Annotated in this window: 19 protein-coding genes; 13 read left to right on the forward strand and 6 right to left on the reverse strand. The window is 55.7% G+C overall.

Annotated elements, in window-relative coordinates; genetic code table 11:
• Positions 1 to 51 precede the first annotated feature (51 nt).
• Together ACWFTY_RS06570 and ACWFTY_RS06575 are read right to left on the reverse strand one after the other, a co-directional pair.
• Positions 52 to 1,482, reverse strand: a complete 1,431-nt coding sequence (locus ACWFTY_RS06570; protein WP_447526545.1) for an MFS transporter — start codon at positions 1,480 to 1,482, stop codon at positions 52 to 54.
• Positions 1,479 to 2,321, reverse strand: coding sequence for an SDR family NAD(P)-dependent oxidoreductase (locus tag ACWFTY_RS06575; protein ID WP_447526546.1), 843 nt, complete (start codon positions 2,319 to 2,321; stop codon positions 1,479 to 1,481). The genes ACWFTY_RS06570 and ACWFTY_RS06575 overlap by 4 nt, the downstream gene beginning before the upstream one ends.
• 203 nt (positions 2,322 to 2,524) lie before the next feature.
• On the opposite strand from ACWFTY_RS06575, the gene ACWFTY_RS06580 reads away from it, so the two are divergent.
• From ACWFTY_RS06580 to katG, 6 genes are all read left to right on the forward strand, one after another.
• Positions 2,525 to 3,718, forward strand: coding sequence for an acyl-CoA dehydrogenase family protein (locus tag ACWFTY_RS06580; RefSeq protein WP_447526547.1), 1,194 nt, complete (start codon positions 2,525 to 2,527; stop codon positions 3,716 to 3,718).
• 82 nt (positions 3,719 to 3,800) lie between these two features.
• Positions 3,801 to 4,937, forward strand: a complete 1,137-nt coding sequence (locus tag ACWFTY_RS06585; protein ID WP_447526548.1) for an acyl-CoA dehydrogenase family protein — start codon at positions 3,801 to 3,803, stop codon at positions 4,935 to 4,937.
• A gap of 12 nt (positions 4,938 to 4,949) precedes the next feature.
• Positions 4,950 to 5,741, forward strand: coding sequence for an SDR family oxidoreductase (locus tag ACWFTY_RS06590; RefSeq protein ID WP_447526549.1), 792 nt, complete (start codon positions 4,950 to 4,952; stop codon positions 5,739 to 5,741).
• A gap of 71 nt (positions 5,742 to 5,812) precedes the next feature.
• Positions 5,813 to 6,343 (forward strand): hypothetical protein, encoded by a 531-nt coding sequence (locus ACWFTY_RS06595; protein WP_447526550.1) that lies wholly within the window; start codon positions 5,813 to 5,815, stop codon positions 6,341 to 6,343.
• A gap of 122 nt (positions 6,344 to 6,465) precedes the next feature.
• Complete coding sequence (locus tag ACWFTY_RS06600) at positions 6,466 to 7,152, forward strand: DUF4197 domain-containing protein (protein ID WP_447526551.1); 687 nt, start codon at positions 6,466 to 6,468, stop codon at positions 7,150 to 7,152.
• Positions 7,153 to 8,722: 1,570 nt separating this feature from the next.
• Positions 8,723 to 10,939, forward strand: a complete 2,217-nt coding sequence (gene katG, locus ACWFTY_RS06605) for a catalase/peroxidase HPI (RefSeq protein ID WP_447526552.1) — start codon at positions 8,723 to 8,725, stop codon at positions 10,937 to 10,939.
• A gap of 507 nt (positions 10,940 to 11,446) precedes the next feature.
• On the opposite strand, the gene ACWFTY_RS06610 is transcribed toward katG, so the two are convergent.
• The 3 genes from ACWFTY_RS06610 to purU all read right to left on the reverse strand — a co-directional run bounded on the left by ACWFTY_RS06610 (position 11,447) and on the right by purU (position 14,494).
• The gene (locus ACWFTY_RS06610; RefSeq protein WP_447526553.1) at positions 11,447 to 12,301 is read right to left on the reverse strand and encodes an FAS1-like dehydratase domain-containing protein; all 855 of its coding nucleotides are present in this window, start codon (positions 12,299 to 12,301) and stop codon (positions 11,447 to 11,449) included.
• Positions 12,301 to 13,449, reverse strand: a complete 1,149-nt coding sequence (locus tag ACWFTY_RS06615; RefSeq protein ID WP_447526554.1) for an acyl-CoA dehydrogenase family protein — start codon at positions 13,447 to 13,449, stop codon at positions 12,301 to 12,303. Before ACWFTY_RS06615 ends, ACWFTY_RS06610 begins: the two co-directional genes overlap by 1 nt.
• A 187-nt stretch (positions 13,450 to 13,636) precedes the next feature.
• Positions 13,637 to 14,494: a formyltetrahydrofolate deformylase gene (gene purU / locus ACWFTY_RS06620; protein ID WP_447526857.1), complete on the reverse strand. Its 858-nt coding sequence runs from the start codon at positions 14,492 to 14,494 to the stop codon at positions 13,637 to 13,639.
• A 307-nt stretch (positions 14,495 to 14,801) separates the two neighbouring features.
• On the opposite strand from purU, the gene ACWFTY_RS06625 reads away from it, so the two are divergent.
• The 7 genes from ACWFTY_RS06625 (at position 14,802) to ACWFTY_RS06655 (ending at position 23,801) form a co-directional block, all read left to right on the forward strand.
• Positions 14,802 to 15,911, forward strand: coding sequence for an S-(hydroxymethyl)glutathione dehydrogenase/class III alcohol dehydrogenase (locus ACWFTY_RS06625; protein WP_447526555.1), 1,110 nt, complete (start codon positions 14,802 to 14,804; stop codon positions 15,909 to 15,911).
• Complete coding sequence (fghA, locus tag ACWFTY_RS06630) at positions 15,911 to 16,738, forward strand: S-formylglutathione hydrolase (protein WP_447526556.1); 828 nt, start codon at positions 15,911 to 15,913, stop codon at positions 16,736 to 16,738. The genes ACWFTY_RS06625 and fghA overlap by 1 nt, the downstream gene beginning before the upstream one ends.
• A 37-nt stretch (positions 16,739 to 16,775) precedes the next feature.
• On the forward strand, positions 16,776 to 17,936 hold the full coding sequence (locus tag ACWFTY_RS06635; RefSeq protein WP_447526557.1) for a M24 family metallopeptidase: 1,161 nt from the start codon (positions 16,776 to 16,778) through the stop codon (positions 17,934 to 17,936).
• A 934-nt stretch (positions 17,937 to 18,870) separates the two neighbouring features.
• Positions 18,871 to 19,317: a hypothetical protein gene (locus ACWFTY_RS06640; RefSeq protein ID WP_447526558.1), complete on the forward strand. Its 447-nt coding sequence runs from the start codon at positions 18,871 to 18,873 to the stop codon at positions 19,315 to 19,317.
• 500 nt (positions 19,318 to 19,817) lie between these two features.
• Positions 19,818 to 21,719 carry a sensor domain-containing phosphodiesterase gene (locus ACWFTY_RS06645; protein ID WP_447526559.1) on the forward strand — a complete coding sequence of 634 codons (1,902 nt, stop codon included), beginning with the start codon at positions 19,818 to 19,820 and terminating at the stop codon, positions 21,717 to 21,719.
• Positions 21,720 to 22,122: 403 nt separating this feature from the next.
• A complete protein-coding gene (locus ACWFTY_RS06650; protein ID WP_447526560.1) occupies positions 22,123 to 22,350 on the forward strand; it encodes a hypothetical protein in 228 nt (75 codons plus the stop codon).
• A gap of 239 nt (positions 22,351 to 22,589) precedes the next feature.
• On the forward strand, positions 22,590 to 23,801 hold the full coding sequence (locus ACWFTY_RS06655; RefSeq protein WP_164088932.1) for a phage integrase: 1,212 nt from the start codon (positions 22,590 to 22,592) through the stop codon (positions 23,799 to 23,801).
• A 13-nt stretch (positions 23,802 to 23,814) separates the two neighbouring features.
• Here the strand turns inward: ACWFTY_RS06655 and ACWFTY_RS06660 are convergent, their stop codons facing one another.
• Positions 23,815 to 24,024, reverse strand: a complete 210-nt coding sequence (locus tag ACWFTY_RS06660) for a DUF5818 domain-containing protein (RefSeq protein WP_123906201.1) — start codon at positions 24,022 to 24,024, stop codon at positions 23,815 to 23,817.
• Positions 24,025 to 24,036 lie beyond the last annotated feature (12 nt).

The following is a 24,036-nucleotide window of genomic DNA, read 5'->3' on the forward strand; positions in this document are numbered from 1 at the left end:
GCTTTGCCACAGCGAAAACGATTAGCCACAGCAGTTTTTATTCCGGTGCCTTCATTTCACCTTCGGCATTTCCGCGGCCAGTTTCGATATCCGTTCGCCATGGTCCTGCTCGCCGAGAGGAAATAGAGTGTAGGCCCAGGCGCCGGCAAATCCAATCACGGTGACCATCGATACGAAAACCAGAGCGAGATTGTCGACAATGCGGGGGTCGACACTCCCGGGTACCGCCTGCGCCGGCAGTTGGATGAAGGAAATGATCAGGCCGGACAGCAGGATGCCCATGCCGCCAACCATTTTCTGCATGAACCACATGCCGGACGAGAACAGGCCCTCGGTGCGCTTGCCGACGTCAAATGCATAGGCATCCGTCACGTCCGCCATCATCGACATGGTCAGGATCATCGCCGAAATGCTGGCGCCGATCCCGATGACGAGAAGCGTAAACAGGATCGGAATGAGATAGGGAGACCCCGGTTCCGGGAAAAGGCCAGCCATGCGCAGCCAGTAAGGTGCTGTACCTACGATCACTGCGAACAGCGTCAAAAAGGCTGCCCCCTTGGGCTTGCCGGTGCGTCTGGAAATCGGGGTCACCATCAAAAACGCCATAATGACGCCGATGAAGAGAACCGCAGAATAAAGCGTCATTTCCGCCGAGCCGAATTCCCAGACATGGGTCAACAGATACGGCGTCATCGAGAATAGCAGCCCCTGATTGGTGAACGCGAAAACGCCAGCGAACATCAACAACAGAAAAGGCGAGAAACGAAAGGCAGAGAGCATTTCCGAAAAACCTTCTGCGGTTTTCGGCCGGGTGGTCTCGGCCTTATATTGCCCGACTAATCGCTTATGCGTGCTGACAGCCGACACCAGAACGGAAACAGCCATGACGCAGGCGCCGATAATGGCAAATGAGGAATAGCCGTCGGCGTTAAGCAGCCCCACCGGATATTTTTCACTGGGTACCAGCAATATGCCATAAGCAAGAACCATGATGCCCAGACCACTCGCCCAGCCGAACAGGGTTCGATAGCGCAAGGTGCTGGTGCGATCATGATAATCCCGGCTGAGTTCCGGAAGCATTGCGAGCGAGGGAACTTCATAGGCGGATAATGTGATCCGGACCAGCATCGCCATCGTCAACAGATAGAAAAATTGCAGCGTGGCGCTTGTCTCTGGCGGGTGCCACAACAGCAGCCATGCGATCGCGATGGGAAAGGCGGCGCCGTATAGCCACGGGTGGCGGCGGCCTATCGGAGTTCTGGTCCGATCCGTCATCTGGCCGATCAGCGGATCGATGAAGGCATCGACGAACAGGGCAATGGCAATCGCCAGGCTGACGACATCGGCGCGCATGCCGACAACCTGGTTATAGTAATAGAGCAGGAAAACGGAAAAACCGTTGTCCTTTATCCCATATGCCGAGGCGCCGAAGCCGTATAGAATTTTGGTTTTAAGCGGCAGCTTGTCCGAAGTCGCTGTCAACGCAGGTGCTCCGGCAGAATCGCATCGAGCATGCCGGGTATTTCCGGATTCCAGCTGCCTTCGGTGCCGACCAGCATGCCGCCGTCAACCAATATATGTGTGCCGGTGACAAAGCCTGCGGCGTCCGAAGCGAGATAGGCTGCCGCTTCGGCGATATCATCGGGAACGCCGGGACGGGCAACCGGCTGGACGCTGGCAGCGGCCTGACCCAGAACGGTATTGATCTCCTGCGCTTCTTGCTTGTTGGCGCCGACGGTCGACGCGAAAATATTGGTCTGGATGAATCCGGGGCAGATCGCGTTCACGCGGATCTTGTAGCGGGCCAGCTCGGCCGCAGCGACCTTGGTCAGATGCAGGACGCCCGCCTTGGCAGTGGAATAGGCAATCGGGCCGTAGCCTGCCTGAAAAGAACAGATGGACGCGGTATTGACGATCGCTCCGCCGCCGCGCTTCTTGAGATGCGGTGCCGCATGGCGAATGCCCATCGCCACCGATTTGAGCAGCAACGCCATGGCAAAGTCCCAGTCATCGCCGCTGATCTCGTCGATCGGATCGCGCGGGCCGCCGGCACCGGCATTGTTGAACACAATATCAATACCGCCCGTTTCTTCGGCAGCATAATCCATCAGCGCCTTGATTTCGGCTTCCTGGGTGACATCGCATTTCTGGAACAGAAAGCCTTCGCCGAGGGCCGACATCATCGCGGTGCCTTCCGCTTCATCGATGTCGCCCATGACCACGGTGGCGCCCTCGCGCAGGAAAAGTTCGACGCTAGCGCGTCCAATGCCCGATGAGCCGCCTGTAATAACCGCAGTTTTGCCTTCAAATCGCATCGTCATCCGTTCCTTTTTTCTTCGTTTCAATAGCGTCGCGCAATTTATGCGCCGATCGCTTTTGTCGACCCGGCAGATTACCGTTACGGAAACCGCAAGCGGGATTTGTTGCCGAAATTAATTTGCTTATCCGGTTCAGGGAATCATTGAATCGGACAACGCAAATATGATAGTCCAACTTTAATTGCTCAATTAAAAGGAAAATCGTGATGTCCGATCTGGAAACTTTCCGCGCCGAGACCGCCGCATGGCTCGAAGCCAACTGTCCGCCAGAGATGCGCGAACCGATGACAGGCGAAGAAGACGCCGTATGGGGCGGGCGCAATGCGACGTTCAAGCCGGGCCAGAAAGAATGGCTGGATATCATGGCCGCCAAAGGCTGGACGGTGCCCGATTGGCCGAAAGAATATGGCGGCGGCGGATTGTCACGCGAACAGGCGAAAGTCCTGGGCCAGGAAATGGCACGGCTCAAATGCCGGTCGCCTTTGTCGAGCTTCGGCATCTGGATGCTTGGCCCCGCGCTGCTCCATTTCGGAACCGAAGCGCAGAAGAAACATTTTCTCCCGCCGATCGCACGCGGCGAGATCCGCTGGTGTCAGGGCTATTCCGAACCGGGCTCCGGTTCCGATCTCGCTTCGCTGCAGACCAGTGCAATTGATCAGGGCGATCATTTTCTGGTCAACGGCCAGAAAATCTGGACCAGCTATGCCGACAAGGCTGACTGGATTTTTTGCCTGACGCGAACCGACAAGAATGAAAAGCACAAGGGCATCACCTTCATGCTGTTCGACATGGCGAGCGAAGGCGTGACCACCAAGCCGATCGTCCTGATCTCGGGCCAGTCCGCATTTTGCGAGACATTTTTCGATGATGTCAAAGTACCGAAAGAATATGGCGAGGGCGTTTCGTCGGTCGTCTATGAAGTGAACAAGGGCTGGGATGTCGCCAAATATCTGCTGGGCCACGAGCGCAGCATGATTTCAGGCGGAGGTTCGGAAGGCGCGACATCGCTCGGGGCGAAATTTGCCGATCAATATGGCCGCGATGAAATGGGCCGTCTCGACGATCCGATGCTGCGCGCGCAGATGGCGGAAATGGATATCGAAGTCTTGGCCTTCCGCGCCATGGCCGAGCGTTTCGGCGATACGTTCAAGGCCGGTCTTTGCCACCCTGCGCAGCCCAATATGATGAAATATGCCGGTACCGAGATCAACAAAAGCCGCCACGAGCTGATCATGGCGGCTGGCGGCAGCGAAGTGCTGGAATGGGAGAGCGATGCCACCAATGGCGGGATGACCGCACGCAGCTGGCTGCGGACCAAGGCGAACAGTATCGAGGGCGGCACCAGCGAAGTCATGCTGAACGTCATCTCCAAACAGATATTGCGACTGCCGGGCGCCTGATAGAGCAGGCCTCCATAGCTATTCATGCGGGGACGGCTCGCACCTGAGCCCGCAGCGCACAATTTGAGATAAGGACTAGAACATGCCGCTATATTTGAACGAAGACCAGCAGATGCTCCACGACAGTGCAGCCGAATTCATGAAAGGCGAGGCGCCGGTTGCGCATCTTCGCGAGTTTCGGGACAAGCAATGCAAGGACGGCTTCTCGCACGCCTTGTGGAAGCAGTTCGCGGAAATGGGCTTTACCGGCATATTGATCGGCGAAGACGAGGGCGGCCTCGGGCTCGGCCATGTCGAAGCCGGCGTGGTGCTGGAAGAAATCGGGCGCAATCTTACCCCTTCGCCGTTTCTGACCACTGCGGTTGCCGGCGTCGAAGCGCTTAACGCAGGCGGCAAGGCGCTGCGCGACAAATATTTCCCCGGTATTATCGCCGGTGAAACGGTTCTGGCGCTGGCGATCGACGAAGGCGCGAAACATCGCCCGGATCAGATCAGCATGGCCGCAACTCGCGAAGGCAATGGCTTCAAGCTGGATGGCAAGAAACAATTCGTGGTGCAGGGCGGATCGGCCGATATGCTGATCGTCGCAGCGCGGACCAGCGGCAAAGCAGGCGACGAAAAAGGCCTGACGCTTTTTGCCGTCGACGCCAATGCAGCAGGCGTTTCGCGTGACAGCGCGCGGCTGGTCGACAGCGCTATGGCGGCGCATGTGCAGTTTGACGGCGTGACGGTCGATGCAGACGCGGTGATCGGCGAGGTTGATGATGGCGACACGGTGCTGCGGCGCTTGCTGAATGCTGGTCGTTCCGGTGCCGCTGCCGAAACACTCGGCGTGGGCGCAGGCTCGATGGATATTACCGTGGACTATATCAAAGGCCGCAAGCAGTTTGGCGAATTGATCGGTTCGTTCCAGGCGCTGCAGCATCGCATTTCCCATCTCTACAGCGAGATGGAGATCGCCCGGGCAACCGTATTGAAGGCGCAGCAAATGCTCGACGAAGGGTCATCCAAGGCAGAGTTGATGGTGTCGGTTGCCAAGGCCAAGGCCGGCAAGGCAACAGCGCTTTCGGTCAAGGAAGGCGTCCAGATGCACGGCGGCGTCGGCATGACCGACGAATATGACATCGGCCTCTATATGAAGCGTGATCGGGCATTGCAGGAATTCATGGGCGACGTGAATTATCACACCAATCTCGTTGCAGAGATGCACGGCTACTAAAGGAAAATGACGATGGATTTTAATAAACTATTCTCGCTCGAAGGCCGGGTTGCTCTCGTCACCGGCGGCCAGCGCGGTATTGGCGCGATGATCACCGAAGGATTTCTGACCCAGGGCGCGAAAGTCTATATTTCCGGCCGCAAGGCGGATCAGGGCGAAGCAGCGGCTGCGGAATTTGGCGAAAATTGCATCTATATCCAGGGTGATATTTCGACGGTGGAAGGCTGCAAGGCGCTGGCCGCCGAGATCGCGTCGCGCGAAGACAAGCTCGACATCCTGGTCAATAACGCTGGCGTCGCCTGGGGCGCGGAATATGTCGATTTCCCCGAATCCGGCTGGGACAAGGTCATGGACACCAATGTCAAAGGCCTGTTCTTCCTGACCCAGGCCCTGCACCCGCAATTGAAAGCCGCTGCGAGCATGGAGCGGCCGGCCAAGGTCATCAATATTGCGTCTATTGACGGCATGAAGGTGAACCCGTGGGAAACCTACAGCTATCAGGCGTCGAAAGCGGCGGTCATTCACCTGACCCGCAAAATGGCTGCCAAGCTTGTGCAGGAAGATATCATCGTGACCGGAATCGCCCCCGGTGCTTTTGCTTCGTCGATGAACAAGGCCGCTCGCGATCATGAAGACGCGGTGGAAAAGGGCATACCGGCGAAACGCATCGGACGGCCTGAAGATATGGCATCGGCAGCGGTATTTCTCGCCAGCTCCGCCGGCGATTATGTGGTCGGTACGACCATTCCTGTCGATGGCGGCGTCGTCAACGCGCCAGGTCCCGGAACGTCGATCGACCCCTGAATAGCGCTTGCAGCTTGACGGATTGTTCTCCAGACTGTATTAATATAGCAATACAGTCTGGAGAAATTAGCATGTCCACGAAATATCTGTTTTTACTCGCGGCCCTCCCGCTTGCCCTGTCCGCCTGCAGCAAGGCCGAAGATGAAACCGCAGACGGTTCCTCTGTTTCAATAGACTTTAGCGATGAGAGCGAGTCCGAAGGCGAAAAAATCAAAATCGGCGGGGACGGCGGAGACAGCAAATTCTCTATCAAGGCTGATGGTTTCTCGATGGAAGTAGACCTGCCGTCGATCACGCTCGACAGCGACGATTTCGACATGAACGATGTCGATTTCTATCCCGGTAGCCATGTCACCGGCTTTGACGTCCAGGACAAAGGCGAGCAGGGCGGCAAGGTCCAGATCAGCTTCAAGGCGCCGGCAGGCGTGGAAAAATTGACCGCCTGGTACGAGACGCGACTGACCGCCAATGATTTTGAAGTCGTACGGAACGGAACCAATCTCTCGGGCAAGACCGAGGAAGGGGAACCCTTCTCGCTGGCTTTGACCGAAATATCCGCGGACGAAACCAAAGGCGTGTTGGAATTTTCCGAAAGCAAATAGGCGTCCCGGATTGTTCCAAATTTCCTGCAATTTGCACAATTTTACCGACATAGCGTGCGCCGTTCAGGCGGGGAGCAATGAAATATGCTATGACCGCCTGTAACAAAACAGGAGAATTGGTCATGCGTCACGGAAAAGCCTTCAGCAGTCTACTCAATGCCGTCGTCCTGGCTTCGGCTCCGCTGGCGCTCGTGTCGTTCGCGGCAACACCGGCAGCGGCGCAAAGCTCCGGAGTGAAGAGCCTTTTGGGCGACGCCTCCGACAATGCGCTCGACAAGCTCTCCGAGCCCGGTGCTTTCTATGCCGACAAAGCGGTGCGGATATTGCTGCCCGGTCCGTTGCAGAAGGCGACGAGCATCTTGCGCTTCACCAGCAAGGCTGGCCTGACCAAGGATGTCACCAAGATGCTGAACGATGCCGCAGGCAAGGCGGCGCTCGAAGCCAAGCCAGTGTTCCGCTCGGCGATCGATGGCCTGACCCTGCAGGACGGCGTCGGCATTGTAACCGGTGGTGAAGAGGCCGGTTCAGATTATCTCCGGCGCACGTCTGGCGAAGAGCTGTCGGCAAAGGTCCGCCCGCTGGTTGAAAAAGCGCTGACGGAACTGGGTGCTTACCAGCAGGTCGAGAAGCTCGGATCTGTTTCCTCGCTGGCCCGGCTGGGCGGGGCCGACCTTTCGCGTGATGGTCTGACCGATAGTGTCACGGACCAGACGATGGAGGGCATTTTTACCTATATCGGTAACGAAGAAGCGAAGTTTCGGCGCGATCCGCTCGACAAGGGCAAGAAGCTGATGAAAGACTTATTCTAGTAAAATCAGTCAGTTAAATCTCATTTTGCAGCGATAGAGCGCGGGAGCCGGTTGCAAAACGCGCAACAGGTAATCCTCCATTTTCAATTGAAACCTAGTGGCTACAGGACCATCTGCAGCCTGTAAGTTACGCAGGAAAAGAGATGTGTGATTGGCGTTGGAATAAGGAGAAAATCCATGAGAACGCTTTTCAATATTGTCGCCGCCCTTTCCGTTAGCAGCATCGTGCTGTTTTCAACGGTTCAGGTCTGAGGCAAAAAGTTACAATCCCGGCAGCCTCCTCCTCCTCCCGAACGAGGCGCCGGGATTGGTCCAAAGGTCCGGTGCTTCATCCATCCCCTCCCATGAGAGAAGGGCCGGACCAGCGGACAAACTTTCAACAGCCCCCCCTCGTAAATCCCGGACGCCAAGCTTATCCACCGTATCGGCAGGAGTTTTCCACCGGTAAGTGCATTGCCTGTGGATAACTCGCCTTTTTCCCCTAGGAGCGACTCAGGGATTGGGAGCATATATAGGTCATCGGAAGGGAATTGGACGAACCAGCGACCAGTCAGCAATGACCCGCAGGACAGCCCGGGACCCGGAAGATGGTCGAGACGACCAGTTTGTTTTTCGCAAGAAAAGGAAAAGGATCTCTCGGTCGATGATCGGAGAAAGTCCGAAATGGGAAGGCGCAAGCCGGAACAGATCAGACAGACTAGATCATCAGGTGACTAGATCAATTGCGGGTCGGGAACCGAAGCGAAGAAGCGCAAGCGGACACGTGGAAAACCACCGACCATTAACGTATTGGCCCGGAAACCGGACGCCGAACAAGCGGCCGCCGGAATCGCAAGAGGAAGGCAGCCCCAACAGAGGCGCAGCGGGAGCTTATCTTCGGGTAAGCTCCCGTTTTTTTTGTTTGATCGGGGCAGCCGCTATCTCGCGAATGGCGGGAATTTCTCCCGGCTGTTTGCTTCGATTGACGCGAATGAAATGCAGCCAAAGACGCGATCCATGACGTGAATGACATAAATCCGCGAACGTCAGGTCGTTTGACCATATGCCGGCGGTCGTCGGGCAGCAGGCAGCAGGCAGGGCGAATCAGGCATGTTTTTCTTTTGGCCAGTGATCGCCGTCACAGGGTGCCCGGAAAAATTCGGTTAACAAAAAGATGCGGCATCGATCTGATGAAATGTTTCACTCGATACGAACTCGATGCCGCACCAAGCCCTTTATGGGTATCCAGGAGAAGTTCGACGGTTATTGCGACCCGGCCGTCGGGCTTCTTTTGTTGTGTGGAATGAAGACATCGAAACCGTGCTTGGCTGCGCCGGCTTGTGGCCCTCTCGGATAAGGGGCTCTGCCTTTACTGTTGCCGAGACAGAAATTATCCCACCTCTTCCCCGACATATTTTTGCCAGTCTCTGACTAAAGTTCTGAACTCGGGAAAATCGACTACAAAAATCTCCGACGCCACCTTCATCGAAATGTTCGATTACTCTCAGGAAGTTTACTGATTTCGCCATCTATGTTTGTGAGCCTAAAGTCTGCTCACAACAATATTAAGAAAAACAGGATGGAGAGAAAGATGTTCAAATCACAGGTTTCGCTTTTCGCACTGCTGGCCGCGTCAATGACGCCGCTGGTGATGGCCAGCCCGGCCCAAGCACAAGAATCTGCCATGTCCAACAAGGACTGGTGGCCGCAAAGCCTCGACCTCGCGGCGCTTCGCCAGCAAGAGGCGCAGTCTAACCCTTATGGCGCCGACTATGACTATGCTGCGGAATTCGCGACCCTCGACCTCGCTGCAGTCAAAGAGGATATCCGCAAGGTCCTGACGACTTCGCAGGACTGGTGGCCTGCCGATTATGGTCATTATGGTCCGTTCTTCATTCGCATGGCCTGGCACAGCGCCGGTACCTACCGTGTCGGTGACGGACGTGGCGGCTCGGATGGCGGCGAACAGCGTTTCGAACCGCTCAACAGCTGGCCCGACAATGTCAGCCTCGACAAGGCGCGCCGTCTGGTCTGGCCGATCAAACAAAAATATGGCCGCAAGCTGTCGTGGGGCGACCTGATGGTGCTGGCCGGCAATGTTTCACTTGAAGACATGGGCTTCAAGACCATCGGTTTTGCTGGCGGTCGCGTCGACGCATGGCAGCCGGACATGGTATACTGGGGTCCGGAAGCCAAGATGCTGACCGATAATCGCCGGGACGGCAAAGGCAATCTCAAGGGGTCGCTCGCTGCGACGCAAATGGGCCTGATCTACGTCAATCCAGAAGGTCCGAACGGCAATCATGATCCGCTTGCGGCCGCTGCCGATATCCGCCGTGCCTTTGGCAATATGGCGATGAACGACGAGGAAACGCTGGCCCTGATCGCTGGCGGACACACGTTCGGCAAAGCGCATGGTGCCCACAAGCCCGACGAATGTCTGGCCCCGGAACCATCCGCCGCCGGAATTGAAGCACAGGGATTGGGCTGGGAAAGCAAGTGCGGCAAAGGCAATGCCGAGGATACGATTTCCAGCGGTCTGGAAGGCGCGTGGACGTCTAACCCGATTGCCTTCACCACCCAGTATTTCGACAATCTATTCCGTTTCGATTGGGTCAAGGCAAAAAGCCCGGCCGGAGCGACACAATGGATCCCCAGCGAACCCACGGCCGCCAATTTGGTCCCTGACGCCCATGTGAAGGGCAAGACGCATGCGCCAATCATGTTCACCACCGATATCGCACTGAAAGAGGATCCCGGATTCCGCGCGATTTCCCAGCGCTTTCACGACAATCCCGAGGAGTTCAAGGATGCTTTCGCCCGCGCCTGGTTCAAGCTGACTCATCGCGACCTCGGTCCGTCGACCCGCTATGTTGGTGCAGATGCACCGAGCCAGACGTTCGTCTGGCAGGACCCGCTGCCTACAGCCAATTATGCGATGATCGGCGATGCGGACGTGACGCAGCTCAAGTCAAAAATCCTGGCTTCCGGGCTGGAGACGCCTGAACTAGTTCGGACTGCGTGGGCCTCGGCTTCGACCTTTCGCGGCACCGATATGCGCGGCGGTGCCAATGGCGCGCGGCTGCGGCTGGAACCGCAACGCGGCTGGGCGGTCAACGACAAGGCGGAACTGAACAAGGTGCTCGGCAAGCTGGAAGCGATCCAGAAGGATTTCAACCGGAGTGCCAAGAGCGGCAAGAAAGTCTCGCTCGCTGACCTGATTGTGCTCGGCGGTAACGCAGCGGTCGAACAGGCAGCGGACAAGGCTGGCCACAAGGTCACACTGCCGTTCACACCCGGACGGGTCGATGCCACGCAGGAGCAGACTGACGCGGCATCCTTCGCTTATCTTGAACCCAAGGCGGACGGCTTCCGTAATTATTATGTCTCCGGTGCCGATCTGGCGCCTGCGGCAGCATTGGTCGACAAGGCCGATGCGCTCAATCTCACGGTTCCGGAAATGACCGTGCTGGTAGGCGGGCTGCGCACCCTGAACGCAAATGCAGGCAAGTCGTCCAACGGCGTATTTACCGCCACCCCCGGTCAGTTGAGCAACGACTTTTTCGTCAATCTGCTCGACATGAAGACCAAATGGGCGAAGTCGGCCACTGATATGGGGTTGTACGAGGGCCATGACCGCGACACCGGCAATCTGGTCTGGACCGCCACCCCGGTTGATCTGATCTTCGGATCCAATTCGGAACTGCGCGCCGTGTCCGAGGTCTATGCCTCCGATGATGCCGGCCAGAAATTCGTCGACGATTTCGCGGCAGCCTGGACCAAGGTGATGAACGCCGACCGTTTCTAGACCACGTTTAAATGATAGAAAGCCCGGTGGCCGCGTGACCCGCAGCCGCCGGGCTTTTCATTTTGAGCGGTTGGGTCGTCAGGGTGCATCGTCATCCTGAACTCGTTTCAGGACCTCAAACCTTTGCTAACGGATGGTGTTGATTACCACGCCAAATACGCAACCCCCTCCCGTTCGTCCTGAGCCTGTCGAAGGGTCCGGCGTCTGCAGGGCAATGTCAGCTTGTCCCAACCGTGCTTCGACAGGCTCAGCACGAACGGAGAATTTTCAACGGGATTTTCAGTGAAGCAGAGCAAAATGCTTTCCTACACGCCACCCGCTGGCTTAATCTCGCAACCGAAAGCTCTTTGACATTCTGGATATGTGCGAAATCGCTCCGGTCTTTTGCCCTCGACCGGACCGGTATCTTCCGATGATCCAAAGGTCACACTAGAGGGCAGGTGATTCCCGAAAAAATACTAGAAAACAATGATTTGGGGCAAAGTTTACAGAAAACAAAAGGAAGCGCTATTGTAAAGTTTGCAAGCGCGGTGCCTCGATCGTCGCCTGCGCGCTCATGATCTCTTTGCCGTCACTGCCGATCACGGCCAGCGTGATATTCTCGCCGTCCTGTTTGCCGACGAGATATATCGCGGCATTGGCAAAAGCGGGCGCCTGGCCCCGGAAGGAAAAGCTCGAGAGCTTGTTCGCGCCCAGCTCGCTTGCGGCGAGATTGAGCAACAATGTCGCCATCAGCGGGCCTTGAACGACAAGGCCGGGATAGCCTTCTTCCTGCATCGCATAGGGTTTGTCGTAATGGATACGGTGGCTGTTGAAGGTTAGCGCCGAATAGCGGAACAGCAATGGTTCGGACGGGACGATTTGTTGTTGCCAATCCCAACCGCTCAGGTCCACCGGATCGGTGCTGATCATCGCGGCGCGAGCGGAGGCCACCGCAGGCTCGCGATAAACTATATTCTGCCGTTCCCTGATCGCCACCTGATCGCCGACGCGCGTTTCATGATCGACAGCGACAAATACCAGATCGCCCGACTTACCGGACTTTTCCTCGATGCTGGCAACGGTCGACACGCGTGATATTGCATCGCCGAGTTGCAGCGGATGTTCGAACGCAACTTCGCTCGACGCCCACATCCGGCGGGGCAGGGGGACGGGTGGAAGGAAACCGCCTTTTGCGGGATGACCATCTTCGGCCAGTTGTGCCGTTGGCATATCGGGCAGGCCAAGACACCAGTGCAGTCCCTGCGGAATGTCGTCCGTGACCGGCCGGTCGATGGTCGCGCAAAAGCGTTGCAGCAACCCCGCCGTGATCACATCATGCCGCGTCTCGCTCTTGCCGATCCAGTCTGACCAGTCGCTCATCAATAGCTCCTCGGCAGGCCCAGCACATGTTCGGCGACATAGGACAGGATCATATTGGTGCTGATCGGGGCGACCTGATAGAGTCTTGTCTCGCGGAACTTGCGCTCGACATCATATTCCGCGGCAAAGCCGAAACCGCCGTGGGTCTGGACGCAGGCTTCCCCGGCCGCCCAGCTGGCATCGGCGGCGAGCATCTTGGCCATATTGGCTTCCTCGCCGCAATTTTCGCCCGCTTCATATTTGCGCAGGCCTTCGTGAACCAGCAATTCGGCGGCGCGCATCTGCGCATAGGCGCGAGCGATCGGGAATTGCACGCCCTGGTTCTGGCCGATCGGACGTCCGAACAGCACGCGTTCCTTGGCGTAAGCGGTCGCTTTTTCGATGAACCATTTGGCATCACCGATACATTCCGCCGCGATCAGCAGTCGCTCTGCGTTCATGCCGGAGAGTATGTAGCGGAAGCCATTGCCTTCCTCGCCGATCAGATTGGCGGCGGGTACCCGCATATTGTCGAAAAACAGCTCCGTGGTGCTGTGGTTCATCATCGTTTCGATCGGCCGGATGGTCAGTCCGTTGTCTTTGGCCGCGTTCATGTCGACGAGAAAGACCGACAGGCCGTCGGTGCGCTTGCTCACCTGATCCCGCGGTGTCGTGCGGGCAAGCAACAGCATCAGGTCGCTATGCTCGGCCCGGCTGGTCCATAATTTCTGGCCGTTGATAACATAATCATCGCCGTCGCGCTTGGCGACGGTCTTGAGCGCCAGCGTGTCGGTGCCGCTGGTCGGTTCGGTGACGCCGAATGCCTGCAGACGCAATTCGCCGGTTGCGATCTTTGGCAGATATTGGGCTTTCTGCTCGTCCGATCCGTGCCGCAACATCGTGCCCATGATATACATTTGCGCGTGCACCGCGCCGCCATTGCAGCCCTGCGCCTGGATTTCCTCGAGGATCGCTGCTGCCGCCGAAATCGGCAATCCCGCGCCGCCAAATTCTTCCGGGATCAATGCGGCAAGATATCCGGCCTCTCCGAGAGCGGCGACAAAATCGCTCGGATATTCGCGCGCCTTGTCACGAGCGCGCCAATATTCGCCAGGGAATTTCTGGCAAAGCTTGGCAACTTCTTCGCGTATATTACTGTAATCCTGCATGTATTCCTGTCCTTCAATCTTGTGCGGCTGACCGGCTATGCCTGGTTGCGGGAGTCTTTGCGAAAGGCGCAAAGTCCTGACAACGCACAGGCTGCGGTCATATCCATATTGATTGAAACGAACTTGGCCGGAAGATCAACTGCCAATCCTGAGGCAGCCGTTTTCGCAACTTTCCCATCGGCTGCAGTCAGTTTTTGAAAACCACCGTCTTGTGGCCGTTGAGGAACACACGGTCAGCCAGATGGTAATGGACCGCCTGCGACAAGACCCGGCGTTCGATATCGCGACCCTTGCTCACAAGCTCTTCGGGCGTGTCGGCATGGCTGATGGCTTCCACGTCCTGATGGATGATCGGTCCCTCGTCGAGATCTGCGGTTACATAATGAGCCGTAGCACCGATCATCTTCACGCCGCGTGCATGCGCTTGATGATAAGGCTTGGCTCCCTTGAAGCCGGGCAGAAAACTGTGATGGATATTGATGCAGCGACCGGACAGGAAGCTGGCGAGATCATCCGACAGGATCTGCATATAGCGGGCAAGAATGACCAGTTCCGCTCCGCTTTCGGTCACCAACTGCTTGATTTGCGTTTCTTGCTGCGCCTTGGTGTCTTTCGTGACGGGGAGATAATGGAAGGGCACGTCTTCGATCAGCGATATTTTCAGGGCCTCGCGGGGATGATTGCAGATAATGCCAACCACATCCATCGGCAGTTCCCCGATCCGGTAGCGATATAGGAGATCGATGAGGCAATGGTCGAATTTGGAGACCATCACGATGACTTTGGTCCGCTCGTGGCTGCTTCGCAGCTTCCATTCCACCAGCTTTTCTTTGGCAAACAGCCGCATCGCGTCGGAAATCGCGTTGACGGCCGCTCCTTCAGCCAGGTCAAAGACCACGCGCATGAAGAAATGGTCGGTTTCGCTGTCGTTGAACTGCTGTGAGTCGACGATATTACCACCATTCTCAGCCAATATTTTGGCGACGCTCGCGACCAGGCCCGGCTGGTCCGGGCAGGACAGGGTCAATATTTGTCTTTCGGTCAGCATATCGATTCTTTCAATCGCGTGATTGGGCGCGGTACATGCGATTTATGAGTAAGTCTGGCTAGACATTTATTGAAGAAGGGCTTTTCGTCGCCCCTTGCAGGCCGCTCTGCGCCAAAGCAACGGGACAAGTCTCGATGACCTATCTGGGCTGTTGATGATAATGGAAATGTTACGGGAAACAGGTTAGCTTGATGGTAGATGAATATTTTTACCTATCGCTTGCCACCGGGAGCTTTGTCTTGCGAACAACCATCGGTGCGGCCTACAAATATGATCGACTGGTCAAAAGAAGGAAATTAGTCATATGAAGACCCGTGCAGCCGTAGCATTTGAAGCCAAAAAGCCACTCGAGATCGTGGAACTTGATCTGGAAGGCCCAAAAGCGGGTGAAGTGCTGGTCGAGATCATGGCGACCGGCATTTGTCATACCGATGCCTACACGTTGGACGGGCTGGATAGCGAAGGCAAGTTCCCGAGTGTTCTCGGCCATGAAGGCGCCGGCATCGTGCGCGAAGTGGGCGCAGGCGTCACCTCGGTCGCGCCCGACGATCATGTGATCCCGCTCTACACGCCGGAATGTCGCCAGTGCAAAAGCTGCCTGTCCGGCAAGACCAACCTGTGCACCGCGATCCGCGCTACCCAGGGGCAAGGGCTTATGCCCGACGGCACCAGCCGCATGTCCTACAAGGGCGAGGCCATCTACCATTATATGGGTTGCTCGACCTTCTCCAACTTCATTGTCGTGCCGGAAATTGCCGTCGCAAAAATCCGTACCGATGCACCGTTTAACACCAGCTGCTACATCGGTTGCGGCGTCACCACCGGTGTTGGCGCGGTGGTCAATACGGCGAAAGTTGAGCCCGGGGCCAATGTCATCGTCTTCGGTCTCGGCGGGATCGGCCTGAACGTGCTGCAGGGCGCGCGGATGGTTGGCGCGGACAAGATCATCGGTGTCGATATCAATGACGACCGCCAAGAATGGGGCAAGCGTTTCGGCATGACCCATTTCGTCAATCCGAAGAAGATCAAGGGCGATATTGTCGAGCATTTGGTGGCGCTGACCGACGGCGGCGCGGACTATACGTTCGACTGCACCGGCAACACCGACGTGATGCGTCAGGCGCTGGAAGCCTGTCATCGCGGCTGGGGTGAAAGCATCATCATCGGCGTGGCCGAAGCTGGCAGGGAAATCTCCACCCGCCCGTTCCAGCTGGTTACCGGACGGGTCTGGAAGGGCACGGCATTCGGCGGCGCGCGCGGCCGGACCGATGTTCCGAAAATCGTCGACTGGTATGTAAACGGCAAGATCGAAATCGATCCGATGATCACGCACACGCTGACGCTGGACGAAATCAACAAGGGCTTTGACCTGATGCATGCAGGCGAAAGCATTCGCAGCGTCGTGGTCTTTTGATGGAGACCGTCTCCACCAACAGAAGTTATGGCGGAACGCAGGGCGTCTATTCCCATGCGTCCGCCGAAACGGGCACCGAGATGACCTTCGCGGTCTATGTTCCCGATCATGAAGAAGGCGCGAAGCTGCCGGTCGTCTGGTATTTGTCCGGCCTGACCTGCACTCACGCCAATGTCATGGAAAAGGGCGAATATCGCCGGGCGGCCAGCGAGCTCGGCCTGATCATTGTCGCGCCGGATACCTCACCGCGCGGCGGGGGCGTGCCCGATGACGAAGCCTATGACATGGGACAGGGCGCCGGATTTTATGTCGACGCTACAGAAGAGCCATGGGCAGAGCATTTCCGCATGCGCAGCTATTTCGAGAAAGAACTGCCCGCTCTGATCGCCAGGGAATTTCCGGTCGATATGCAACGGCAGGCAATATTCGGCCACAGCATGGGCGGCCACGGCGCGCTGACCATCGCCCTGCGCAATCCCGACCGCTACAAGAGCGTGTCCGCTTTTGCGCCGATTGTTTCGCCGATCAACTGCCCGTGGGGCGAAAAGGCGCTGGGCGGCTATATCGGCAGCGATGAAGCGGCGTGGCGGGAATATGATGCTTGCGCGCTGATCGAGGATGGCGCGCGCGTTGCCGACATCTTGGTCGACCAGGGTACGAGCGATAATTTCCTCGAGGAACAGCTGAAGCCGCAACTATTGGCGGATGCCTGTGACAAGGCGGGCATAAAGCTCAGCCTGAACATGCGCGAAGGCTATGACCACAGCTATTATTTCATATCCACTTTCATGGCCGACCAATTGCGCTGGCATGCCGAACGACTGTGATCGCGGCATTGGCGCACCCTTTTTGGAGTTTCCTACCATGACCACAATATCGCGACCGCCATCGATCGGTAACGCCGAACGCAAACAGCGGCTGGACAAGTTGCGTCGCGCTATGTCGGCGAGCGGCCTTGATGCCGTCATCATCACGCCGGGCAGCAATATGCGCTATTTTTTCGCCGAGGCATTCTATGAAAGCGAACGCTTTGTCGGTGTGTTGATTACGGCGGAACGAACAATTTTCATCTGCCCGAAATTCGAGGAATCCGCGATCCGGGCCAAATTCCCGATGGCTTCGGAAATGGCCTTCTGGGAGGAGCATGAAAGTCCCTTCGCGCTGATCGCGTCTCTATTGGCGGAAGCGGGCTGCCAGCGATGCGCGCTCGATCCTGAATGTTCCTACGGCCATGCCGCGCGCCTGTCCGATGCGCTGGCACAGCTGGAAAAACCGGTCCTCCAAAGCTCTGCCGCGTCGATTATCGCCCCGCTGCGCGCGATAAAATCACAGGCCGAGATCGATCTGATGATCGCAGCCATGCAGCTGACGCTGTCGGTCCATGAAACAATTTTCGAGTGGATCAAGCCGGGTATGAAAGCCAGCGCCGTGATCGCCGAAATCGACCGCCTGCACCGCGCTGGTGGAGCGGATGGTGGCAACAGTTTCTGTGCCGTCCAGTTCGGCGAAGCGACCTCGCATCCACACGGCGTACCGGGCGACCCGGCGCTGCAAGAGGGCGAACTGATCCTGATCGACACCGGCTGCACCATCGATGGCTATAATAGCGATATCACCCGCACCTATGCCCTGTCCAAACTGGACAGCGAGATTGAGAAGCTGTGGCACATGGAAAAACAAGCCCAGCAAGCCGCTTTTGATGCGGCCGCCATCGGCACGCCCTGCGAAGCCGTCGACAAGGCCGCCCGCGATGTGCTGATCAGCCACGGCCTCGGCCCCGACTATGATCTGCCGGGCCTCCCCCACCGCACCGGCCACGGCATCGGTCTGGATATCCACGAAGGCCCCTATCTGGTCAAAGGCGATGCGACACCGCTGGCGGCGGGCATGTGTTTCTCCAACGAACCGATGATCGTGGTGCCCGGCCAATATGGTATCCGGCTGGAAGATCATTTCTATATGACGGCGTCGGGGCCGGAGTGGTTTACGCACCCGCAAGCGGATATTTGCCGGCCGTTTGGGTAGGGTGGCAGTGAATTTGGGTTAATTACTTAATCCTCATTAGAAAAGTGCATTGGCACCGTAATTCTAAGGGAGAATAATAGGGGAATGTTGCAACTGTCACCGTAATTCACCGTAATTCAAATATCACCCAAATTCGAATAGCTATATGGGTCAAGTTCAGGTGTATTCCAAGGCTGGTCCAACGGGGACAACTTATCACACGAATACTCGGGGCTCTAGTGCTGTCGACCAAGGATCGGTTGTGATGACTGTGACGGGTACATCGAATGCGCGAGCATGGAAAAACAGCTTTAATTCTTCCTCTAACACCGGAAGGTAGGCAGTTATGGGTCGGACTTGAGTGATTTATTTCCAGATGGAGAATATCGTCGATTACCGATAGCGGAGCTTTCTAATTTGAGATAGCGTCTAACGTTAGCGGCGTCACTGACATATTGGACTCGCAAAATCGTAGATAGGCATATGGAAGCAGAAACTCCTAATAATTCATCCCCAATAGTAGAAAAAAAGAAAAGACCTTATGCTCTTTTTGCTTCGGCGATTGGCGCTCAAATAATGACCATTTGCTTCTCACTCGGGCTTTTATACTGGGTCAGCCCAATAATATGTTTGGTAACAATATCTGTAATGACGCTTTACATATTTCATCTTTCATGGATCATGGGAATGAAGCATACAAATGCCATATGGAAATTATTGATATTTATTACAATGTTTATTAATATTCTATGGTCATTGTCTATATTATATTTTTTGGAATTAGATTAACATTGGATATAGTTAAATAAAATTACAATACTTACATTGCCGATTGGAATTACGGTGACAGTAATGCTTCATGCTTTTTTGATAGTGATTTCCGAACATAGGGCCTCTGTCACAATCATTGACGAATGAAGCGTGACGAGGACTGAAACCACGGGGATACTCAACGATGCGCTATTTTCTTGATACTGAATTTAACGGCTTTGGCGGTGAATTGATTTCGATCGCTATGGTTCCCGAAAATGACGGTCTTGCTCCCTTCTACGCAGCGGTCGAATGCAAAAATCTCACGCCATGGGTCGTCGAGCATATCATTCCTGTGCTGGACGTGGAGCAAGTGACGCGCAGCGGTCTCGTGGACCTGTTCGCGGACTATCTCGGCGACGATCCGGAGCCTGTGCTGGTCGCAGACTGGCCGGAGGATATTGCGCATGCAGCGCGGTTGCTGGTCATTGGTCCGGGTCTTATGAAACCGGTGCGCAATATTCGGTTTGATCTGGTCGATGCCGCTCTCGTTAGTTCGGGCGAGGGCAGTGCCATTCCGCACAATGCCTATCACGATGCGCTCCGGCTACGCGCAGACGTGCTGGCTTATGAAAAACGAATGGCGACGTAGATGGCGCAGCGATCCACCAGCGGGCCACCCTTGTCCGACAGTATCTAGTCGCCCGTGCTGGCGCTTCTGCAGCGCGATTTTACATCACTCTCCCTTAGGGGAGCAGGCGAAATATTGCTGTCCTACACCCGACCCGATCGCTTATTATAGCCGCCGATTTCGCGACAGGCGTGGCACAGGCTCTTTGACAATTTGAAAGGTCACACTCGGCGGCATGATAAAAGCCCGAAAAGACGGGAAATCTGCGGCTTCGGTGCAAAGGTCCCGGAAAACATAGCCGCGCTTTTCTGTCAAGTTCGGGCTCGCACGAAGACATCTGGCCACAAAGGCTGAAACAGCGCGCGCAATGACTCTGGTTTTTCGCCGCGGCCGCCTTAATTTACCAGCCCCGCAGCCGTAAATCTCTCTGTAAAGGTCCGCTTCGGCAATATTTCATCTTCTGTTTACTCCGATACGGTAGATTTGATGAAATTCGTTCCGAGTAAAGAGGGTAATGTTGGTTGCTGCTGTTCCAAAACAAGATTCTGGAGATGATCGCTACCGGTGTCTCGCTGGATGTTACGGTGGAACGACTGTGTCACGAGATTGAGCTTTTGTTGCCCGGCATTGCCTGTTCTGTCTTGCGGGTAATGGATAACGGAACAATTGATCCGCTAGCCGCGCCCAGTCTCCCGGAAAATTTTTCCGGACTGATCAAGGGTCTTATGATCGGTCCCAACGTCGGTTCTTGCGGCAGCGCGGCCTATCTTGGCGAAGCGGTGATAGTGACCGATATCGAGCGGGATCCGCGCTGGACTGCGTTCAAGGAACATGTCCTGCCCTTCGGGTTCAAGGCCTGCTGGTCGGTGCCGATCTACAATGCCGATGGCGTCGTCTTTGGTACCTTTGCACTATATTTCAAGCAAAAGCGGATGCCGCGTGCCCGCGAAAAACAACTGGTCAGCGCCAGCATCCATCTCTGCGCGATTGCGCTGGAACGGCATGACCGGGTGCTCGAGCAGGAGCGGCGGGCCTCGGTCGATGCACTGACCGACTTGCCGAACAGATCGGGTTTCGACGCGGCATTGAGCCGCCTGTCCTGCAAGGAACCGGGCACCTGGGCGTTGCTGGTGGTCGATCTCGACAATCTCAAGATGATCAACGACACGTTCGGGCATCAGGCCGGTGACGAGCTGCTGCAGAGCGTCGCACAGCGGATCAGGACCAGTGTCCTGCCCGATCATGTGTTCCGGTTGGGTGGCGACGAATTTGCCATCATCCTCCAGGAAACCGGGGCGGTCGCCGATCTCAGCGGCACGGCATCGCGGATTCTTGAAGCGGTCGGCATTGTCACAAGTTGCAGCGGGCATATGATCCAGCCGCGCGCGACAATCGGCGGCGCAGCACTTTCACCGGGCGACCATGATGCCGAAACGGTGCACCGGCATGCCGATTTTGCGCTCTATCATGCCAAGGAAACCGGCCGCGGCGGCTTTGTCCGCTACTGGCCCGGTATCGGCACAGCAATTAAACACAGGATCGAGGTGATCCAGGATGTCGATGTAGCGCTGGATGAGGGGCGGATCGAGGCGTATTACCAGCCGGTCGTCCGGATCGACACGGGCGAGATCGTCGGCATGGAAGCACTGTGCCGGCTGCGCAAGCCGGAGGGCAATATCGTATCGGCGGGGTCATTTCATCAGGCCACCACCGATGTGGATGTCGCCGCCAAGCTGACCGAGGGCATGTTGGCCCTGGTCGCTGCCGACGTCCGGTCCTGGCTTGAATGCGGGATACCGTTCCAGCATGTCGGGATCAACATTTCGTCGGCCGATTTTCATAGCGGCACGCTCTATGACCGTATCAAGGCAGCCTTTGCCCGTGAAAATGTGCCTTTGAAACATGTCGTTCTCGAGGTGACGGAATCGGTCTATCTCGGGCAGAATGACCCGGTTGTCGCGCAGGAGATCAAGGCGCTGCGCGGCCATGGCCTGCGTGTGGCACTGGATGATTTTGGCACGGGCTTCGCCTCGCTCACCCATTTGCTGACGGTGCCGGTGGATATCATAAAGATCGACAGATCCTTCGTCAGCCAGTTGCGGCATGGCGACCGGGGTATGGCGATTATCGAAGGCCTGCTCAGCATCGCGCGCAAGCTCGACATAAGGGTGATCGCAGAGGGCATCGAGACCGAGAACCAGGGCTATTTGCTCGAGGAAATCGGCTGCAAACTGGGGCAGGGCTATCTATACTCGGCCGCTGTCCCGCGCGAAAGTGCGACCGAATTGCTGCTGAAACACGCGCAACAGAGCGGAGCGGACAAGCTGGAGCCGGTATACGGCCTGCCAACGCGAGTCACCGCTGGCCGGACCACGGTGGAGGATTCCGGTCTGGTCAAAAAGGGCCTGAGGGCCGCGTCCTGATATAGCAGTCTTGTTGTTGTTTCCATGGCCCTGCCAGGTTGGAGCAGGTCCGCAATGCGCGACTAGCCGCCGATATCGGTGCCGATTCCTTTCCCTTATCACCACCACCTTCGCCGCCGCGCCGGAAAAACTCTGTCCTACAACCGCCCGAATAGCGCATTGTCACTACCGGTCCCGGGATTGGCTCTTTGACAATTTGGATAAGGAAAACGGCCCTCGCTCCTGCCGGTCTGTTTCTGCCGCGTCGGTGGTGGACAGGGCGATCTGAAAGGTTACACTCGATGCTTGGGTGGACGCTCCTAGATAGAGGAATTTTGCGGCTTGGAGGCAAAGGTTACGGAAAACAAAACAGGGGTTCAATGTCTAGTTTGAGGCGAAATATCGCAATGGCTGGACTCGCACCATGCTGGAAGAGCGCATGATTGTTTTGTGTCTCCGTGTGTTTGTGGAATTTAAATGGATCCGGGCTTTACAATCAAGCGCCCGTAGAACGCTTCCTTGGCCGCAATTTTCAAAAACTTTGGGATCCATCAGACAGGCTATATGGGGATTATTGCCCGATACCGCCAATCTCGCGCGTGCATCTTTGCGCTTTTCGGTCGCTCGTTTTTCAGGCGCGCTCTGGGCCTGAAAAACTGGTCGGGACGAGAGGATTCGAACCTCCGACCTCCACACCCCCAGTTGATAAATGCGTGATATTTACTGGGACGGTTTGGTATGATTTGGGACTATAATTGCAATAAAATCAAAAAGATAGCTTGATTTTGACGTTCCCGTTTTGTACTCATTGATCCCGGTAGATTTCATCATTTTGCACTTACATTGCACTTACAGAAAAAGTGCGTGTGTTGAGATAGAAAGGAAATGGCCGTGCAAACTGCACTTACACAGGCTGTCATAGACCGTGCCAAATTGGCTAAAAGACCTTATGAAATTAGAGATAGCCGTTTGAATGGTTTTCTGGTTCGGGTGCAACCTTCGGGCGTAAAATCATTCTACTGCGAATATGATCGCGGCAAGCGCTGGCGGCTAGGACGCGCAGACTCCATGGCCGTTGGACAAGCAAGAAATCAGGCTAAACGAATCATTTCTCAGTATCATTCCGGTATTGATCCGATGGATGAGAAAAAATCAAACGCCAGAGCAATCACGCTCGGTGAGTTTATCGATCTATTTTTCCAACCTTGGGCTCAATCTCATCAAAAGGCACATGAGCAAAATATCAAGCGGATCCGAACCGTGTTCAAAGATTTTCTGAAAAGTAAAATGGATGATATCAATGTTATTGATCTGGAGCGGTGGAGAGCTAGCCGAATTGCTGTGGGAAACAAAACAACAACCACCAATCGCGACATCGCATCCATAAAAGCAGTCTTTAACCGAGCTGTCGATTTTGAGATCATTGAACAAAATCCAATCGCCAAAGTGAAGAAGGCAAGAGAGGATACCAGGCCGCGTGTTCGCTATCTCAATGATGAAGAACTGAAGTTGCTGCTCGAATCGTTAGATCGCCGCGAGGAACGCAGGTGCGGTGAACGGGACAGTGCAAACCGGTGGCGAAGTGAACGCGGCTATCGCCGACTTCCTGACTTTAAGAAGTGCGCGTTCACAGATCACCTCAAGCCAATGATCATACTTTCGCTGCACACCGGTATGCGGCGAGGGGAGGTATTCGATCTTAAGTGGCAGCATGTCGATTTTACCGTGAGATCAATTGCTGTTGTTGGTGAAACGGCGAAGTCAGGAAAAACGAGACATATTCCCATGAACCGCACTTGCTTGGAAGTTCTTGGCCGTTGGCAGAAACAATGCGCAAAATCATCGGGCAGGGTATTTCAAAATGCTGATGGAATGCGTTTTAACAATGTGAAAAAATCGTGGACAGCAATCTTAGAACAAGCGGGAATTGTCAATTTTCGTTGGCATGACATGCGGCATCATTTTGCGTCCCGCTTGGCTATGGCGGGAGTGGATTTGAACGCTATCAGAGAGCTGTTGGGTCATAGCGATTACGAAATGACTTTGCGCTATGCGCATCTTGCTCCCGAGCATAAGAGAAAAGCTGTTGAACTGCTTGATTAGCAAATTCAATTATTCAATTTTTGACACCAATCCAGTCCACTTCAATCCCGTCAACACCGGATTGAACGCCTTCAATGATCACTTGGGTGCCGTCCTTTGGGGTTTTCACGTCCAAAAAGTTTAACCGCCAAACATTTTCATCTGCGCATTGAAGCAAATAGTGGCGTTCGCCTTTGATGAGTTTACCGGTTAGCCGAAGGCGGTTTGAGTTTGAATGGTTCATGATCAAGTGTTC

It is taken from the genome of Parasphingorhabdus sp. NYA22, from assembly GCF_976973735.1.